Annotated in this window: 7 protein-coding genes and 1 pseudogene; 6 read left to right on the top strand and 2 right to left on the bottom strand. The window is 67.0% G+C overall.

Going from position 1 to position 18689, the window contains the following annotated elements:
* The first annotated feature begins 404 nt into the window (after window positions 1-404).
* The gene (locus KY501_RS09980; RefSeq protein WP_224362470.1) at window positions 405-6311 is read left to right on the top strand and encodes an RHS repeat-associated core domain-containing protein; all 5907 of its coding nucleotides are present in this window, start codon (window positions 405-407) and stop codon (window positions 6309-6311) included.
* 976 nt (window positions 6312-7287) lie between these two features.
* Window positions 7288-8994: a GTPase gene (locus KY501_RS09985; RefSeq protein ID WP_224362472.1), complete on the top strand. Its 1707-nt coding sequence runs from the start codon at window positions 7288-7290 to the stop codon at window positions 8992-8994.
* Window positions 8995-9219: 225 nt separating this feature from the next.
* Here KY501_RS09985 and KY501_RS09990 read toward each other — a convergent pair.
* Window positions 9220-9603: pseudogene (locus KY501_RS09990) on the bottom strand (M23 family metallopeptidase); the annotation flags it as partial.
* Between the two features lie 178 nt (window positions 9604-9781).
* Between KY501_RS09990 and KY501_RS09995 the strand changes: the two are divergent.
* The 4 genes from KY501_RS09995 (at window position 9782) to KY501_RS10010 (ending at window position 14588) form a co-directional block, all read left to right on the top strand.
* Window positions 9782-10441: a TetR/AcrR family transcriptional regulator gene (locus KY501_RS09995; RefSeq protein WP_224362474.1), complete on the top strand. Its 660-nt coding sequence runs from the start codon at window positions 9782-9784 to the stop codon at window positions 10439-10441.
* Between the two features lie 11 nt (window positions 10442-10452).
* Window positions 10453-11340 (top strand): sterol desaturase family protein, encoded by an 888-nt coding sequence (locus KY501_RS10000; RefSeq protein ID WP_224362476.1) that lies wholly within the window; start codon window positions 10453-10455, stop codon window positions 11338-11340.
* Between the two features lie 87 nt (window positions 11341-11427).
* Complete coding sequence (locus tag KY501_RS10005; RefSeq protein ID WP_224362478.1) at window positions 11428-12855, top strand: amidohydrolase family protein; 1428 nt, start codon at window positions 11428-11430, stop codon at window positions 12853-12855.
* Window positions 12856-12998: 143 nt separating this feature from the next.
* Window positions 12999-14588, top strand: a complete 1590-nt coding sequence (locus KY501_RS10010) for a glucose-6-phosphate isomerase (protein ID WP_224362479.1) — start codon at window positions 12999-13001, stop codon at window positions 14586-14588.
* A gap of 12 nt (window positions 14589-14600) precedes the next feature.
* Here KY501_RS10010 and KY501_RS10015 read toward each other — a convergent pair whose 3' ends face one another.
* Window positions 14601-18611: a TOMM system kinase/cyclase fusion protein gene (locus KY501_RS10015; RefSeq protein WP_224362480.1), complete on the bottom strand. Its 4011-nt coding sequence runs from the start codon at window positions 18609-18611 to the stop codon at window positions 14601-14603.
* Window positions 18612-18689 lie beyond the last annotated feature (78 nt).

The following is an 18689-nucleotide window of genomic DNA, read 5'->3' on the forward strand; positions in this document are numbered from 1 at the left end:
TGCCAAGGATTTGGAATGACTGTCCTGATGACGAAGCGATGGGTTGCCAGCGCTCTCGCCCTCTTCTTTTGTGCCTGCACGGATTCGCCCGAGCACACCCTTCCTCCTCGAGCCCAGGATGATGTGCTGACAGAGCACCGGCCCCTGCAGGCCGCGCAGCCCACGGGCAAGCTGGGAGATGACTGCACCCAGTCCGGCGCCAGCAATTGCCTCTCGGGGCTCTGCCTTCACACGCGGCCCGAGCATAACAAGGGCTACGTCTGCAGCCAGCGCTGCCAATCCTCCTCTGAATGCCCGCGGGACTGGAGTTGTGTGTCCTTCTACTCCTCCACACATGAGCACGTCTGCATTCCCCCCTCTCTCGCCCAATCGCAGCCGTCACACCCCTGAGAGTCCTCCGCGCCATGTCCCTCTTGCGCCACGTCTCCGGAATCTCCTGGCTGCGCTCCCTGGCGAGCGTTCTGTTCGGCCTCGGGTTGCTGACCGCTCCACTGCTCCAGGCCCAGGCTCAGGTATGCTCGCTGCCGTCACCTGAGTCCTCGGGCGACTCACCTCCGGGTGCCTGCTCCTCCACCGGCTCCATCTCCTTCTGTCAGGATGGAAAGATCGTCTCCTGCACCTGTGGCGGTGAGAGCTTCTGCTCGAAGTGCTGCGCGGCCAATCAGTCTTGCTCCGCGCAGGCCATCGGAATTGATGCTCCCGCCGGCTTCTACCAGTGCTGCTACAGCACAGGCACCTGTTCGCCCTCTCAGGGCACCGCGATGATCAAGGCCAATGCCTGCCCCAATGACCCCAATTTCCCCTGTACGGTGGGGCAGAATGGCGTGGGCTCGTCTTGCAGCAATGGCCCCGGCGCCTGCTCCGTGGGCACGTGCGGCTACAAGAGCGCCAATCCCACCGCCTCCCTTCCCTCGGGGGGCGGCATCTGCTCTCCGGACATCGGCACCCAATGCAACGCTCCCAAGCCGCTCGAGAACCCCGAGACGTGTGACAACCTGATCGACGACAACTGCGATGGGCAGGTGGATGAGGACTGCCCGTTCGCCGAACCGGATGGAGGCACACCTGTCTCCTGCAAGGGAGAGAACTGTCAGTGCAATCCCCTGATGGCAGGCGACCCGGTGAACACGGCTCTGGGCAACAGCTTCGAGCGCATCGTGGACGTGGATGTGCCAGGTACCATCGGCTCCCTGCAGTTCACGCGGAGGCACACCTCCAACCCCGTCGAGTGGGTCCATGACGCCGCGCTGCTCAACACCCCCAAGCCCTTCGGTGCCAGCCTCACCCAACCCGATGGCGTCGAGTGGTGGCACGAGTACCTCAGCTTCGTCGCGGTGAGCAGCAGCCGCTGGAGTGTGCGAGACCGGGACGGCCGCCTGCTGCGCTTCTATCCCTGCACCGGCACGCCCTGCCAGACCGAGCCCGGCTACGGCAACAAGAGCGTGCGCGAGCGGCTGGTGCGCACCTCCACGGGCTTCACCCTGGTGACCATGGAGGGAGAGCGCCTAATCTTCGAGGCTCCCTATGCCTCCAGCTCGGCGGGGGTCGACCACTACTTCCTCAGCCGCATCCTCTCCTCCGAGGGCCGCACCCTCGCCACCCTCACCTACCAGCAGCCCTCGAACCTCTCGTGTCCGACGGGGGCCTCGGGCACCAGCAGTGGTGTCCCCTACCTGGCCGAGGTGGCCAGCCCCGAGGCCCGGCTCTCCTTCGACTACCGCGCTCTGGCGTACGCCAACACTCAGGTCGAGTGTGTCATCGGCGGCGTTTCACTCCAGCCCACCTCCTCGGATGGAGGCAGTGCCGTTCCCATCGTGACGTATGCGTATACCCTCGATGGGAGCACCGAGCGCCCAGGCCGCCTGGCGTCCGCCACCTGGTCCGACCGCTCGGAAACGTACGAGTACACCGGGGGTGCCTACCAGCAGTCGGGCAGCAACGGCACCGCGGTGCGGCACGAGTATGGAGCCAATGGGACGGTGGCGCTGGCCCAGGGCGGAGATGAGGCCTGGCAGTTCGACTCCGTGGTGTCCGTGGGGACGTGCCAGTCCGGCTCCAACTGCTGCGGACGGCTTCCCACCATCCGCAAGGGCCGGAATCTCCTGGCCGGCAAGGGTGATGGCACCGCCGCGGACGCCGGCTTCACCCGCGCCTTCGAGACGCTGCCCAACTTCGGCCAGCAACTCGAGCCTCGCTTCTACCAGCTGACCGACAGCTGCGGGCTGAACAACTTCGCGTGCTCCCCCGGTACCGTGCGCCACGAGTGGACGTGCACCACACCGACTTCGCCGGGCTACGAGCAGGCCGTGAAGGACAAGCGTGGCAACTGGGAAGTCTACGAGTACGCCCAGGATGGCGGTGTGCCCACCACGCCTCTCGAGCGCATTGCCGTCAAGCGCGGCGCCACGGACAAGAATGGCACCGGCGCCCTGGAGACGAAGCGCTACGAATACACGTATGGCCCCAATGGGGAACAGCTCCTCGCCGCCGAGAAGCAGGACACCTTGCTCGGGCCCAGTGGCCAATATGCCCGTACGGACTCCATCTACGAGCCCGGCACCACCCGTATGAAGGCCATCATCCAGTCCGGATGGACTCGCATCCGCGATGACATCTCTGGCACCTGGTCATCCGAGCGACGCTTCATCGGAACCTTCTTCTTCACCTCTCGCATCGCCTCGGGGGAGAGCACTCCCGACCCGTTGGGACGCACGCTCGAAGTGCATGGCCCATGCTTCGTCTCCGGCGTGAGCGCCACCGACTGCGCCTCGAGCCAGTACCCCCTCACCCAGTACCACTACTGGCCCGACACCGAGTCCTCTTCCCGACGCAACAGGCTCAAGTCCATCTCCCGGTACGCCTCTCCAATCTCCACCCCGAACGTCGTCACCTTCACCCAGTATGACGCCTGGGGAAACGTGACCGAGAGCGTCGATGACAATGGCGTGACCACCCAGTCCACATACCAGGACCAGCGGCTCATCTCTCAGTCGGTGGGCTCGCAGCCCGCGACCCAGTACGGCTATGACCAGGGTCGTCTCATCTGGACCCGGTTCCCCGAGGGCAACTATGAGGTCTTCTGCTACCGCAAGGATACCCCGGGTGCCGCATGTACCGGCGGGACGCTGACGGACAAGCTGCAGTGGAAGGCGAAGGCGTCGTCCTCCGACGGGGCGACGTGGACGGAGAAGGTCACGTACACCTCCTGGCCTGACGGGACTGTCCAGGATGAGCGGTATCTGAGCTGGGGCGCTTCCGGAGCGGAGGCAAGACGGGTCGTCAAGTACGCCGCCGACGCCCATGGCCGTCCCACCTGGCAACAGCGCGGGGAGAAGCCAAGCGGTGTAACCTGGAACAATGCCTCCATCCGACTGTTCGATGGGGCCGACAACCTCATCGGCGAGGGCAATCCCTTTAATGATCCACCCGTCTTCTGCAACGGGCCAAACGCCTCGGGCGTCCCTGCCTCAACCGTTTGCAACTCCCTGGTCTACGACAAGGCCAATCGGCTCACCCAGCTCGACGAGTTCACCACCACCGCCCAGCGCACCTGCATGAGCTATGACGTGCAGGGCAACGTCACCAGCGTGAAGGTCGGCTGTACCACCAGCACCGCCTGCTCAAGCTGCACCCAGCCCGCGGCGCAATACACCTATGATGACTTCGGCCGCGTCGTGGAGGTCCAGCTCCCGCATGCGGAGGGCCCCATTCGCTACGCCTACGATGCCTCCGGCAACACCCGCCTCAAGGAGACCGAGCAGATGCGCCGGAACGGGGAGTATCTGGCATACACCTATGACGGTTTGAGCCGACTCCTGTCCGCCACCCGCGTCTACACCCTTCCGTCCGCTGGACAGCAGACCCTCTACCGCTTCGGCTACGACCAGGATGAGGCTCCCGATGCCTCCTGCCCTCAGCCCTCCAACACCCGCGGGCACATGCGCTATCGCGTCGACTCCTTTGGCCGTACCTGGTTCCAATATGACTCCCGAGGGCGTCTCACCGGCGAGATTCGCGTCCGCGCAGGCACCACCACCTGCAATGGCAGCCTCGAGAACAACCCTCACACCCTGTACGCATACACCGACAACGGCAACCTCTCCCAAATCACCTACCCTCACGGCCGGGTTGTCACGTATGTGTACGGCCCCGGCGCCGCGAAGGACCGGGTAGATTCCATCGATGTCACCTTGCACAATGGCACTGCCTGGGGCACTTCCCAGCGCATCCTGAGCCATGCCGCCTGGGAGCCCTATGCCGGGCTTCGCGGCTACCAGCTGCACCACCTGGGCTCCAGCAACCTCAGCGCCGTCGAGTATGCCCTGGGAGACAATGCGGCCGCTGTGCCCTCGGCCTTCTGCTCCTCCACCGGGCCTTCCGCCGCCTCCAGCGACCTGTCGGGACGGGTGCGCAGCCTCCGCGTCTCCACCGGCGCATTCACTCCTGGCACCTATCCAGGCGATATCTACCAGCGCACCTACCGCTGGAGAGCTGATCAGGTCGCGACGGACCATACTTGCGTGCTGGGAGGAACGAGCCCTCGCACCGAGACGTTCAATTATGACAAAGCACTCCGACTGACATCCGCGGATTTCACTCCGAACGCGACCGGCACTCCCGTCGAGGCCCGGACATATGACTACGACGGGCGCAGCAACCGGAAGGACACCTACTACGACAACACCAGCCTCCATACCCATACCTATGGAGCCGCCCCGCTCGTTGACCGCCTCTTGAGCCGCAACTCCACCACCCAGACCGGTCTTGTGGAAGCCTTCTCCTACGACGCGGACGGCCGTGTCACCGAGAAACGGCTGAACAAGCTGGACTCCGAAACGGTGGTCCGCCCCTGGCTCAGCTTCTCGTACGGCCCAGACGACACGGTGGCCACTGACTCCGTCTTCAAGGCCATCGTCCTCAACGGCACCAGCTACAACTACTTCTATGACGCCCTCGGCCGCAGACGCCTCAAGGTCTACCCTTCCGGCGTCATGGACGAGTTCTTCTATGACTCAGGCCACCAACTCCTGACGGATCAGGGCGTCAACACCCCCCTCTCCCCCATCGGCTTCCGCGTGGAGGATGATTACATCTGGCTGGATGGCAGGCCCGTGAGCATCATTCGCGGCCGGCTCAGCACCAGTTGGTCACGTGAGTCCGACGCCTCGACGGATTGCGCGCGCAATGGGGAGGCCGCGCTCTGCGGTGTCTACTTCCCCGTCACCGACCACATCGGCAAGCCCGTGGTGATGCTCGACTCGTCACGCAAAGTGGCGGGCTTGGGGGAGTATGATCCCTTCGGCCACGTCAACCGCCTCACGCTGGAGAAGGGCACAGCCCACCCGTACGCCAGCAATCTCACCAATCAATCCATCGCCTCCTACACTCAGCCCGTGGGCGCACCGCTGTACCCCAATATGTCCATCCGCACGCGCGTTCTGTTCGGCATGGTGGATACCGAGGACAATGCGGGCACTCCGGTGGACTATGTGCGCCTCAAGACCGGCACCACGTTCCTGACCAATCCTCTGGGCGGCCAGCTCAGCGGACCGGTGTGGACGCCCTGGGTTCAGCCTCCCACCGGCAGCATCTCCGTGGAGTTCACCTCCAACGCGACCACCCAGTACTACGGGGTCGTGATGAAGGCCTATGAGCACCAGCGTTACCAGACAGGGGCGCAGCCCTTCTGGACGCCCCTGCGCTTCCCTGGCCAGTACCACGACTCGGAGTCTGATCTGTTCGAGAACTGGAACCGGTTCTACGACCCGAGTATCGGCAGGTACCTTCAGCCAGAGCCAATGCTGCAGACACCAGGGCACATGCAAGGCCTGACAATGCGCAGTTCCAACCTGGCGAGCTACGCATATGCCCAAAATAACCCTGTCTATTATACCGATGCCACTGGATTGAACCCCCTTTCCAATGCAATCCCTCTGGTCAGGTGGCTGCTCCCCGATCTTCCCGCCATTCCGACAACCCCCCTTGAAGCATTGTTCTTGGCATCGGACCTTGCCGATAGCACCCCTGACGGTACTTGTGGCCAGTACGCTGAACGGTGTTTTGACCTACCCACCGCTTCATTTGAAGCCGACATCTGCGAAATGGCCAAAGGAGGGAGGGGAAATCGAAAAGCCACATGGATTCCGGGTGCCTTGCAGGAATTCATGTCAAACAACAAGATTCCGGACGAATGCGAGGCTCTCAGAAGAATGATCGAGGAATCAAGAGCAGCCAAGGATTTCCAAGAAGCCCAGGAGCTAAAAGCCTATGGCAAAGCAATCGGCTGCATCTGGAGCAGCCTCAAAAAGTAGTCGCTCAAAACACACTCCCGCGAAGGAATGGTTTGCAGCAAGCGTAGTTCTTTATTTTGAATTCGAGCCCAAGGGAAACCATCCCCTATATGTATGGGAGAATGTTTTGGTCATTTCTGCAAGAAATGGTCAGGATGCTGCTCGTCGCGCTACACGGTTGGCGAAAGCGGAGTGCTATCCTGCGATTCGAATGATCAAGTTTCGCGGGAAATGGGCCAAAATCAGATTTGGGGGTGTACGCAAGGTAGCCTATTGCGTACCTCCAGCCTCGGTACCAGAGAATCCAGGTCAAGCATTCACAGACGGAACTGAAGTCACCCATTCTACGTTTCGGCTAAGCGGCAAGCGCGCACTGAAAGCCCTTGTTGCAGGGAGGCCTGTAAACGTTCTCTATGAGGAGTAGAGGCTCCGTTTGAGGGAACAGAGACCGCGATGTCGCGTGCATGCGGCTCGACATCTGAGGCGTGAGCCCCCTGGACCTAAAGGCAGGGGTCACCTTGAGGAGAGTCCAGCAACCTCCGTTGAGGATGAGCTGCTGCTTGTGCGGGCTGTGTCCCTTCGCACCAGGCTGGGTCTGTTCCTTCTCTGGCTCGGGAAGGAGTCCTCCGTGGAGGCCATGACTGCAGCCTCGCCGGGCCCCGAGGTGCATGCGTCCGGCTGCTCATGCTCCCAGCCTCTCTCCGAGCGATGGAGGGATTCTTCATCGGCCCACTCGGAACGAACCACCCGAGCCAGACAGCCAGCGTCAGGCCCGCCGCGGCCAGTCCGAGCGACTGCCACCGGGGCCATGTGCTCACCTACCTCTTGCGCAGGAGTTCGTCAGCCTCCATCTCCAGCAGCGTTGGCAGAGAAGGGGCTCGATTATCAGCGGGTACTGACGTGCATGACGGTGAGTGGAGCCGCATCCGTTGATGGCCACACCTTCGCTCCATCCAATGCTGGCCTCTCTGGCTCGACTCGGTGAGGCTGCGTCCGCGTGGACGAGACGAAACTGCCGGACCCCGAGGATCTCCAGCCCCTGCTCGCAGCCGCCCTGGCGCTGCCGGCGCTAAAGCCGCATGCCTCACGCCTGGAGCGCCTCCGCCAGGACTATGCCCGGGGCGTGGCTCGCAAGGATGCGCCCCTGGCCGTGGCGCTCGTCGGTGCCACCGGCGCGGGCAAGTCCACCCTGCTCAATGCGCTCGCCGGCCAGCCTCTGGCCCGCGAAGGCGAGGACCGTCCCACCAGCACCGCCGCCACCGTTTTCGCCCCGGCTGGCGCCGAGTTGGAGGCACTCGCGCGCGTCGGCGCCTCCGTGGTGCGCTACACCGCCAGCCCTCACGGTCTCTGGGGCGGACAGGTCTTCATCGACACGCCGGACCTCAACAGCGTGGCTACCACCCACCGCGAGGTGGCTCGCGCCGCGCTGGAACTCGCCGATGTCGCCCTCGTCGTCATGCACCGCGGCAGCGTCGCTGAGGCCACTCAAATCGAGTTCCTCGCTGAGTTCGCCCGCCGCCGCGCGCTCGTCTTCCTCATCAATTTCGCGGATGAGCTGTCCGCCGACTCTCGCGAGGCCCTCAAGGCCCAGGCCCGCAAGCTCGCCTCCGAGCAGCTCGGCCTGCCCCAGGACTCCATCCCCGCCTTCGCGATCAGCGCCCGCTCTGCTCGCGAGGGCAAGGACGCCTCGGGCGAGTTCGGCGCCTTCCTCTTCCACCTCCGCGAGCTGGCCTCCCAGGCCGTCGCCTCTCGTGTGCGCCGTGGCAATGCCCTGGGCGCTCTCGAAGAGATGGCCACCCGCGTCGAGGCCGCGCTTCAGGAGACCGAGTCCCTGCTGTCCCGCACCCGCGCCGCGCTCGAATCAGGACTCGGCCGGACCAGCGAGGGCCTCCAGAAAGACTTCGATTCGCGCCTCGGCCTCGCCCATGGGCACCTCGCCTCCGAGGTCCGCAGGCAGGCAGCAGGCCGCTTCTGGGGTCCCGCGGCCTGGGGACTTCGTCTCTCCTTGTGGGGCGCGGGTGGCATGGGCGCCGCCACGCTCCTGGCCCGGAGCAGCCTCCCCGCCGGGCTCGCCGTCGCCGCGGCCTCCACCGCGCTGGACGCCGTGAGAAGCCGAACCCGCGCCCGCGCCGCCGAGAACTCCGTGGTGGAACCCTTCGAGGATGATCTCGCCGTGGAGTCCGCCGCTCGCGCCGCGCTCACTGAGGCCCGTGCCCTCGCCCATGCGAACGGGCTGGCTCCCGAATCACTCGGCGTGCCGGACACCGACACGCTCCTGACGGAGCTCCAGGCCGCGCGCGCCAGCACCTGGCGCTACACCGCCACCACCGCCATCGCCGAGGCCGTGTCCCGCTGGTGGCGCGTAGCCCGCTGGCTCGTGCTCCCGCTCATCAACCTGCCCCTCTTCGCGCTCCTGGGACACGTGGGCTACCGCGTCGTCCGCGCCTACCTCGAGGGGCCGCTGCTGACCGTGGAGTACTTCGTCAATGCCGGCGCCCTCTTCGTCCTGCTCGCGGGCGCCGGTGCCCTGCTCGCCTCAGGGAGTCTCGCGGGCGCTGGCCGTACCGCGCACCGGGCTGGCCGGACGCGTTTTACGGAGGCCCTCGCCACCCTGAGCCGGCGGCTGGGAGAGACTGTCGAGGACGCTCTTCGCCCCGGGCGGGATGCCGCTCGGCGCCTGCTGGGCCTCATCCGCGGCCGGTGAGAGCGACACCATCGCCTCGCCCGTCCGCGACGGTTCCTGCGCCGCCACGATGTTGTTCTGCGGCTCGCGGCACAGCGGCGCCGCCACGCGCACGTCGCGCACCGGATCGCCATAGCCCACGATGCGCGCCGGCACGGAGGGGTTGTTCCACCCACGCCCCGTCTCCCGCGCCACCTTGAAGTGCAGGTGCGCGCCGCACGCCCAACCCGTCTCGCCCGAGAACCCGAGCAGTTGGCCCTGCTTCACGTGCTCGCCCGGCTTCACCACCACCGCGCTGAAGTGCAGGTACTGCGTCTCCAGGCCGTCCCCGTGCGAGACGACCACGTAGTTGGCCATGGGCGCGTACTTCTCATCACACCCGCCTTCGGTGCTGTCGCCGCGCGCCATGCGCACAACGCCGTCCCGCGCCGAGACGATCGGCGTGCCCACGGGCATCCGAAAGTCCCACGCGTAGGTGTCGTTGAACTTGTGACTGCCCGTGTCATGCGCCTGGCTCACCGGATAGATGCGGCCGCAGGCAAACGGGACGTTGACCTCTGGGACGTCCATGGGGAGATTGGGGGAGACCACCGGAACCGACGCTAGAATCAGGAGGGTGGGAATGATCATGGTTGGGGCCGCCTCTCAACTGAGAGACATCCGCGGCCTATTCCGTGACGAAATTCCCGCGCCTGCCCTCCCGCTGTCCCCCCGCAGCCCTGGAACGGAGCCCTCGCCCTCCCGAGTGCTCCCAACCCCTGGAATGACTGACTGGTCACTTTTTATGTAACCGATTAAAAGAGAGGTCATGCCTCAGAGAAAGGCTCGTCCCGGGACGCCGGCGCGTCCCCACCGCACCCAGCAGGAGCGACGCGAGGAGACGCGCCGCCGGTTGCTCGACGCCACCATCACCGTGCTGATGGAGCAGGGCTATGCACGGCTGACGACCAACGAGGTGGCCAAGAGGGCGGGTGTCTCCCAGGGCGCCATCTTCACCCACTTCGAGACCAAGGCCGATCTGCTCTGCGCCTCGGTGGAGCTGCTCTTCCCCCGCCTCATCCAGGACTACCTGACCGGGCTCGGCGCCATGCCGAGCGGCCGGGACCGGATCAGCGCCGCCGTGCAGGGGCTGTGGGTCGTCTTCCAGCGCCCGGAGCTGCTGGCGGCCATCGAGCTGTATGTGGCAGCTCGCACGGACCCCGAGCTGCAAGCCGCCCTGTCCGCCATGGAGGGCCCCCACCGCGACAACCTGGTGCGCGTGGCCCGCGAGCTGTTCCCCGAAGCCGCCTCGCACCCGGAGTTCGAGGCCGTCGTCGAGCTCGTCATCGACGCCGTGCAAGGCGCCGTCATCGCTCGCGTGGCGCGCCCGGATCACCCCTCGATCCAGCGCATGCTCAAGGTTCTCACCCGCTTCGTTCACCGCAGCTTTGCCCGAGGCCGGCGGCATCACCCGCTCAAGCGGACCTGAGGAGGTCACCCATGGACAACTCGCACATTCCAGATCTCATCACCCCGGCCATTCCGTTCTTCGTCGTCTCGGTCATCGTCGAGGCGCTGGTGATGAGGAAGCTCCAGGCCGACGGCCGCGACGTCCGGGGCCACACGGTGAAGGACACCGCCGCCAGCCTCACCATGGGACTCGGCAACGTCTTCATCAACATCTTCTGGAAGGGCGTGGCCTTCGCTGGCTACCTGGCGCTCTACCAGCTCACGCCGTTGAGGCTCGGCTCGCTGGGCCCGGTGTCCTGGGTGCTCCTCTTCTTCTGTGAGGACCTCTGCTACTACTGGTTCCACCGCGTCCATCACGAGAGCCGCTTCTTCTGGGCCGGCCACGTCACCCATCACTCCAGCGAGTACTACAACCTCTCCACCGCGCTGCGGCAGCCGTGGACCACGTCCATCACCGGCTGGCCCTTCTGGGCCCCCCTGGCCCTGCTCGGGTTCCACCCGGCGATGATCGTCACCGCCCAGTCCATCAGCCTCCTCTATCAATACTGGATCCACACCGAGTCCATTGGACGGCTCGGCGTCTTGGAGTGGGTGCTCAACACGCCCTCGCACCACCGCGTCCACCACGCCTCCAATCCCCAGTACCTCGACAAGAACTACGCGGGCGTCCTCATCATCTGGGACCGGCTCTTCGGCACCTTCGAGCCCGAGCAGGAGAAGCCCATCTACGGCCTGACGAAGAACATCCACACCTTCAACCCGCTGCGCATCGTCTCCCACGAGTTCGCCGCCATCTGGAAGGACCTGCACCGCCCCGAGCCCCTGCGCACCCGGCTGGCCCGCGCCTTCCGCAACCCCGCGTGGAAGCCCCAGGGTGAAGAGGCCTCGCCTCCACCTCCGTCGACGATCGTGGCCTGACTTTCACTGCCTGCCCGCTCGGGAAGAGGCAGACTGCTCCCCATGTTCGCGCGCCACGCCGCCAGCGCGCTCGGGAGGAGCTTGCACATGCCGTCGGATTCCAGGAGGGCCTCGTGGGGATGGGCCGGGTTGCTCGTCGCGCTCGTGGGGTGCGCCACCGCGCAGACCGCGCAGACCGCGCAGACAGTGCCCGCCTCTTCAGCCCCCACCACCGGTACAGCAACGGTGGTCGCCTTCGTCGGAGTCTCCGTGCTCCCGCTGGACTCCGATCGAGTGCTCGGTGATCAGACGGTGGTGGTCCGTGGGGATCGCATCGTCGCCGTCGGGCCCTCGGCCTCCACTCCGGTGCCTGATGGCGCCACTCAGATCAACGGGCGCGGACGATTCCTCATGCCTGGCCTCGTGGACATGCACCTCCACCTGCAAGCCGGTGACGGTGCGCTCACGGATCCGGCCGGACAGCAGCTCGCGCTCCTGCTCGCCAATGGCGTCACCACCGCTCGCGCCCTGGGTGCGGCTCCGAGCGGCCTGGCCCTCCGAGACCGCGTGACTCGAGGAGAGGTGCTCGGTCCCACGCTGCGCGTCGCGGGGCCCTCCTTCCACGGCAAGTCTGTCCAAGGTCCCGAGCAGGCCCGGCAGCGCGTGCGCGAGCAGAAGGCCGCGGGCTTCGACTTGATCAAGACCCACGGCGGCCTCAATCTCGAGACGTATGACGCGATGATGGCCGAGGCCAAGGCCCAGGGCCTGCGCGTCAGCGGCCATGTCACGCAGGAAGTCGGGCTCGCGCATGCGCTCGAGTCGGGACAGCAGATCGAACACCTCGACGGCTACCTCGCCGCGCTCCTGCCTCCTGGCGATACGACCGTGGTGGAGCAGGTGGAGTTCGGCGATGTCCTCGCCCGCCTGGACGCAGCCCGCATCCCCTCGCTCGTCGAGGCCACGAAGCGCGCGGGCACCTTCAACTCCCCCACCCTCGCCCTCTTCGAGATCGTCGCCAGCGAGGGCGCCGTCCCCGAGCTCCGGACGAATCGCGAGCTGCGCTACGTGCCCACCACCACCGTCGATGCGTGGACGAGGGAGCTGCTCACCGGCCCGCTCTCCCAGGCTCCCGCGTCCGGCAAGCACCGGTTCCTCGACCTGCGCCGCCAGGTCCTCCAGGCGCTGTACACGGGCGGAGCGCCGCTGCTGGTGGGCTCGGACTCGCCCCAGCTCTTCATGGTGTCTGGCTTCGCAGTCCACCAGGAGATGGAGGCCATGGCCGCCGCGGGCCTGCCTCCACTTGCCGTGCTCCAGGCCGCCACGCGCAACGCCGCAGCCTGGTTCGGCGAGAGCGATCAATGGGGCTCCGTCTCCCCCGGCCAGCGCGCGGACCTGCTGCTGCTCAACGCCAACCCGCTCCAGGACGTGACGCTCACCCGGACCCTCGTGGGCGTCATGGTGCGAGGCCAATGGCTCCCCCGCAACGCCCTCGACGCGAAGCTGGACCAGGTCGCCTCCGCCGCCAAGGTTCCATAAGGCGGACTCACAACACCTCTCCCGGCGTTCTGTTCAATGTCGGGCGAAGCGCTCCCACCCATGATAGGCGGACCTCTCCTGCCTTCCCCACTGAGGGGCGAGGCGGTAGGACAACGTCGGCACATGTCCCGTCTGGAGGAACGATGAGCCAGCGTGAGCTGTGGGAGCGGTACAAGAAGTACCTCTGCGTCAGTCCGTCCGTGGGCTTCACGCTCGACATCTCGCGGATGAACTTCCCCGCCACCTTCCTCGACCAGATGGCCGAGCCCCTGAAGGCGGCCTTCAATGCCATGGAGGCCCTGGAGAAGGGCTCCATCGCCAACCCGGACGAGCAGCGCCGGGTGGGCCACTACTGGCTGCGCGCCCCCGAGCTGGCACCCGAGGCCGAAATCGGCCGCGCCATCCGAGACACCCTCGCGGACGTGCACTGGTTCGCCGAGGAGCTCCACGCCGGCCGCATCGCGCCGCAGACGGCCGAGCGCTTCACCCACCTGCTCGTCGTCGGCATCGGCGGCTCGGCCCTGGGGCCCCAGCTCGTGGCGGACGCGCTGGGCTCTCCCGCGGACAAGATGCGCGTCTTCTTCTTCGACAACACCGACCCGGATGGCATGGACCGCGTCCTGGCGCAGCTTGGCGACAAGCTGCCCGAGACGCTCACCCTCGTCATCAGCAAGTCCGGTGGAACCAAGGAGACGCGCAACGGCATGGTCGAGGCCGAGCGCGCGTACCAGGCGAAGGACCTCGTCTTCGGCGCGCACGCGGTGGCGGTGACGGGCGCCAACAGCGAGCTGGACCAGTACGCCCGGAAGAACAGCTGGCTGCGCACCTTCCCCATGTGGGACTGGGTCGGGGGTCGCACCTCGGTGCTGTCCGCCGTGGGCCTGCTGCCCGCGCGCCTGCAGGGGCTGGATGTGGATGCGATGCTGTCAGGCGCCCGGGAGATGGACCGGGAGACGCGTCAGCGCGACGTGCTGCGCAACCCCGCCGCCCTGCTCGCGCTCATGTGGTTCCACGCCGGTGGCGGCCGCGGCACCAAGGACATGGTCATCCTGCCGTACAAGGACCGGCTGATGCTCATGTCCAAGTACCTCCAGCAGCTCGTGATGGAGTCGCTCGGCAAGGAGCTGTCGCTGGACGGCAAGGTCGTCAATCAGGGCATCGCCGTCTACGGCAACAAGGGCTCCACGGATCAGCACGCCTACGTGCAGCAGCTGCGTGAGGGCGTGCACAACTTCTTCGCCACCTTCATCGAGGTGCTCCAGGATCGCCAGGGCTCCTCCATGGCCGTGGAGGAGAACATCACCAGCGGTGACTATCTGCTGGGCTTCCTGCTGGGCACGCGGCGCGCCCTCTTCGAGAAGGGCCGCGAGTCCATCACCCTCACCGTGCCGGACGTGAGCGCGCGCACGCTGGGCGCCATCATCGCGCTGTACGAGCGCGCCGTGGGCTTCTACGCCTCGCTGGTGAACATCAACGCCTACCACCAGCCGGGCGTCGAGGCCGGCAAGAAGGCCGCGGGCGCCGTGCTGGAGCTCCAGCGCAAGCTGCTCACCCACCTGCGCGGGAAGAAGGGCGTGTCCGGCACCGCCGAGGAGCTGGCCACCGCCGTCGGCGCCACGGACGAGGCGGAGACCGTCTTCAAGATCCTCGAGCACCTGGCCGCCAACCCGGACCACGGGGTGGCGCGCACCACGGGCCCCACGCCTTTCGCGGCCCGCTTCGAGGTGAAGTGAGTTCGAGGGCGCTCAGGTGCCCCCGAGCTCTTCGATCAGCGCCCGGGCCTTCACGAGGTCCGGTGCGTCCGCGCCCTCGGTGAACCAAGCATAGAGGGGAACCAGCAGCTCGCGAGCCTCCCAGCGCTGCCCCTTCTGGAGCAGGAACCGGCTGAGCGGCATCGCGGCTCGCAGCTCCAGCATCTTCGCCTTCCGCTCCCGGGTCAGCGCGAGCGCCTCCCGGAGGTGGGCTTCCCCGGCCTCGGTGTCCAGCCCCGTCTCCAGCAGGAGGCATCCCAGGCGGATCAGCACGTGCATCACCGAGAAGCCCTCTCCCCAGGCGCGCGCTTGGAGCAGGGCCTCCTCGAGGCGCACCTTGGCGGCCTCGTGCCGGCCCATCGAGGCCTCCACCTCCGCCGCCAGCGCCGAGTAGAAGGGCCGGAACAGCGCGCTGCCCTGCTCGTCCAGCGCCGCGATCGCCCGGTCCATTCCCTCCAGGTCCCGCTTCCCCCAGTAGCGCATCACCTCGCAGTACGCGCCCTGGGACACGAAGCGCTGGCGCTCCATCAGCTCGTGGGCCTGCTGCGCCAGCGCGGTGTGCCGCTCGAGGTCCTCCTGGAGCTGGTACAGCCCAAGCGCGAAGATGTAGGCCAGGGCCAGGGTGCTGGCGTGGCGCAGCTCGTGAGCCAGAGCCAGCGCCGCCTCCAGCATCCTCATCGCCTTCTCCGGCAGCCCCAGGTGCCACTTCGCCAGCGCCAGCACCAGCCGGGCGTAGATGCGCGGCTCGACGCCATAGAGGTAGAGCGACTGGCGAGGCTGGTTGTCCGCGGCGAACGACAGGGCCCGCAGCGCGCACTCACGCGCCCTCACGAACTCCCCCTCCGCGCACAGACAGTCTCCCAGCAGCGGCAGCACCACCTGCTGATGGTTCACGTCCTGGGCCAGCCCCTCCATGTTCAGCAGCCGCTCCACCAACAGGTGCGCCTGGGCATGGTGGGCGCGCAGGTGGTGGAAGTTCACCAGGGCCCAGAGGGTGGGCACGCTGTGCGCGCTGTCCCCGAGCAGATCAATGAGGGACTGGCTGCGCTCCACCCGCGTCTTCACCGACGGATCCGACCAGCCTCGCGTGGCCATCACCGCCGGGATGATGACGCCGTTCAGGTCCAGCTCCCATCGGGCGCGCTCGCGCACGTCCTGCACGGACTCGAGCCACCCGAGCGCCTCCGTGGCATGGCCCAGGGCCTCGTGGTCCGACGAGCGCATGAGCGCCGCCAGCGCCGCCTTGTGCGCGTAGCCCAGCGCCTCGCGCCGCTTCTCCGCCGCGGCGTAGTGCCGGGCGAGCAGGTCCGGACGCTGCTGCACCAGCTCCGGGAAGCGCTGCTCCAGCGCCGTCGCGATGCGCGTGTGCACCTGGCGGCGGAGCGGCTTGACCATGGACTCGTAGGCCGTGTCCCGGATGAGCGCGTGCTTGAAGGCGTACACGGGGTTGCGCGTGCCCCGGCGGCGATGGACGAGATCCGCCACCACCAGCGCGTCCAGGTCCTTCCTCAGCGCCTCGGTGTCTTCCCCGAAGGCGGCCTCCAGCATCTCGTACTGGAACTCGCGCCCCAGCGCGGCGGCGAGCTGCGCCGTGGCCTTGACGGGCCCGAGCCGATCCAGCCGCGCCATCAGCGAGTCGCGCAAGGTGCTCGGGATGGCCAGTGCGCCCATCTCCGGCGTGGGGGCCGTGCCCTGCCGGGCCAGGGCCTCCACCAGCATGCGGGTCAGCTCCTCGATGAAGAGGGGCACCCCATCCGTGCGGTTCACCACCTGCTCCACCAGCTCCGGCGGCAGGGGCGATTCCCGGCTGAGCCCCCGCACCATCTCCTCCACCTGCGGACGCTCCAGCCGGTTGAGCTGCACCTGGTGCGCCAGATTGGAGGGCCAGGACGGTAGGGAGTTGGGGCGCGAGGTGAGCACCAGGCACAGGCGCGTGCTGGTCGCATCCTTCAGCAGCTGCGCCAGCAGCTCCAGGGTCAGCGGATCGGCCCAGTGCAGATCCTCCACCACCATCAGCACCGGCTCCTGCTGGGACATCTCGAAGAAGAGCGCGAGCAACGCGCTGATCGTCTCCTCCTTCTGGCGCTGCGGAGACAGGGTCTGGCGTGGATAGAACTCCGAAGTCCCCTTGAGGGAGAGGAGCGAGGAGAAGAGCGGGAGGTACTCGGCGAGCTCGAAGCCGTAGCGCGAGAGCAGCTTCTCCAGCGCGGTCCGGAGCTGCGCTGGCGTGCAGTCCCGCCCTACCCCCAGCATCCGCTCCAGCAGGTCCACCATGGGCCGCAGCGTGCTGTTGCGCCACTCGGGAGCACAGCGACACTCCAGGAAGGCGTGCGGCCAGTGGCGCGTCTGCAGGGCCAGCTCCTGCGTCAACCGCGTCTTGCCGATGCCCGACTCGCCGGTGATGAGGATGCCCTGCCCCATGCCCGCCAGCACCTGCCGCCAGCGCTGCATCAGCAGCTCCAGCTCCAGCGCCCGGCCGAACATCGGCCCCGCCGGAGTGCCCTCCAGGCCCGACGCGGGCACCCGGTGCCTGTCCCGGAGGCGGAACACCGGCACGGGCCGCGTGCCCACTCCCACGCGGTGCGCTCCCGAGGGCTCGAGCCCAAACGTGTCCTTCACCACCTTCGCGGTGACTTCGCTGACGAGGATCTCTCCCGGCTGGGCGAGCGACTCCAACCGCTCGGCGATCCCCGGCGTGGTCCCCGTCAGCACAGGCAGCCCCGCCATCCCCTCGCGCCGCAGCTCTCGGCTGATGACCAGGCCGGTGTGGATGCCCACCCGGGCCTCCAATTGGATGCCCTGGGTCCGCTCCAGCTCCGCGCCGCGCCGAACCAGCTCCTCCATCAGCTCCAGCGCCATGTGAGCCGCGCGTTGCGCATCGTCCTCCTGCGCCTGCGGATAGCCGAAGTACAACAGCAGCCGCTCTCCCAGCACGCTGCCCAGCCAGGCCTCGCGACGGCGCGCCAGCTCGATGCAGGCCGCATGATGCGTCCACAGCAGCGCGTCCAGGTCCTCGACGTCCGCCGTGTCCACGCCCTCGCCCGCGAGTCTCAAGCCGCAACACACGGCGGTGAGTTGGCGGCGCTCTCCATCGGCCGGCTGTTGGAGTGAATCCGGACGCGCGGGCACCCCGGCCTCTCCGGCCGGCCACCCCTGCGTGACGCTGGCCTCCAGTTCCAGCAAGAGGTTCTGCGCCGTCACATCCCGGGCCTGGGGATTCTTCTCCGTGGCCCGCCGCAGCAGCCGCCCGAGCCGGTGCCCCTCGAGCCACACGGGCATGGGAACGGGCTCGGAGCCCAGCTGCTTGAAGAGGAGCTCCTGCAGGCTCGAGCCCTCCACCACGCGCTTGCCCGTGAGGCACTCCAGGAAGATGAGGCCCCATGCGTACAGGTCCGTGCGCGCCGTCACCGGCTCGCCCCGGAGCTGCTCGGGCGCCGCGTAGGCCGGCGTGCCCAGCGTGTCCCGGGTGCGGGTGATGCGCGACAGGTCCTCCCGCCGGTCCTCGTCCGATAGCGTCCCCAGCCCGAAGTCCAACACCAGCGCATTGCGCCGCACGCCCGTGTTGGTGAGCATGATGTTCTGCGGCTTCAGGTCGCGGTGGACGATGCCCAGCTTGTGCGCGCAGCCCAGCGCGTCCAGCACCTGCAACATCAGATGCGAGGCCTCCCACGGCGGCAGCGCGCCCTCCGAGGCGAGCACGTCCCCCAACGTGCGGCCCGGCACGTACTCGAACACGGTGTAGAGCAGCCCCTCATCGCTGCGCCCCGAGTCGATGAGCCGGACGATGTGCGGGTGGTAGAGCCGAGCGCACAGCCGCATCTCGCGCTGGAAGCGGGCGGTGAGCGCCTCGTCCTGGGCGTGCGTCCAGTGCAGCACCTTGACCGCCACCTCCTGGCCGGTGGCCCGCTGCCGCGCACGGTAGACCTGACTGAAACCACCCTCTCCCAGTTTGGAGAGGATTTCGTAGCGCTCCTGGAACACCGTGCCTGCTTCAATCGAATTCAAGGTGAAGTCTCGGGGGATGGGGATCCAAGATATCCCATCTTCCTAGAAATTTCTGCTTTCACGAGACTTCGTGTCTAT

Origin of the sequence: Hyalangium versicolor (genome assembly GCF_020103695.1) — a bacterium.
Classification (GTDB): domain Bacteria; phylum Myxococcota; class Myxococcia; order Myxococcales; family Myxococcaceae; genus Hyalangium; species Hyalangium versicolor.

Coding starts and splice junctions, on each gene's coding strand:
- KY501_RS09980 (WP_224362470.1), top strand. CDS start 405: ATGTCCCTCTTGCGCCACGTCTCCGGAATCTCCTGGCTGCGCTCCCTG.
- KY501_RS09995 (WP_224362474.1), top strand. CDS start 9,782: ATGCCTCAGAGAAAGGCTCGTCCCGGGACGCCGGCGCGTCCCCACCGC.
- KY501_RS10000 (WP_224362476.1), top strand. CDS start 10,453: ATGGACAACTCGCACATTCCAGATCTCATCACCCCGGCCATTCCGTTC.
- KY501_RS10005 (WP_224362478.1), top strand. CDS start 11,428: ATGCCGTCGGATTCCAGGAGGGCCTCGTGGGGATGGGCCGGGTTGCTC.
- KY501_RS10010 (WP_224362479.1), top strand. CDS start 12,999: ATGAGCCAGCGTGAGCTGTGGGAGCGGTACAAGAAGTACCTCTGCGTC.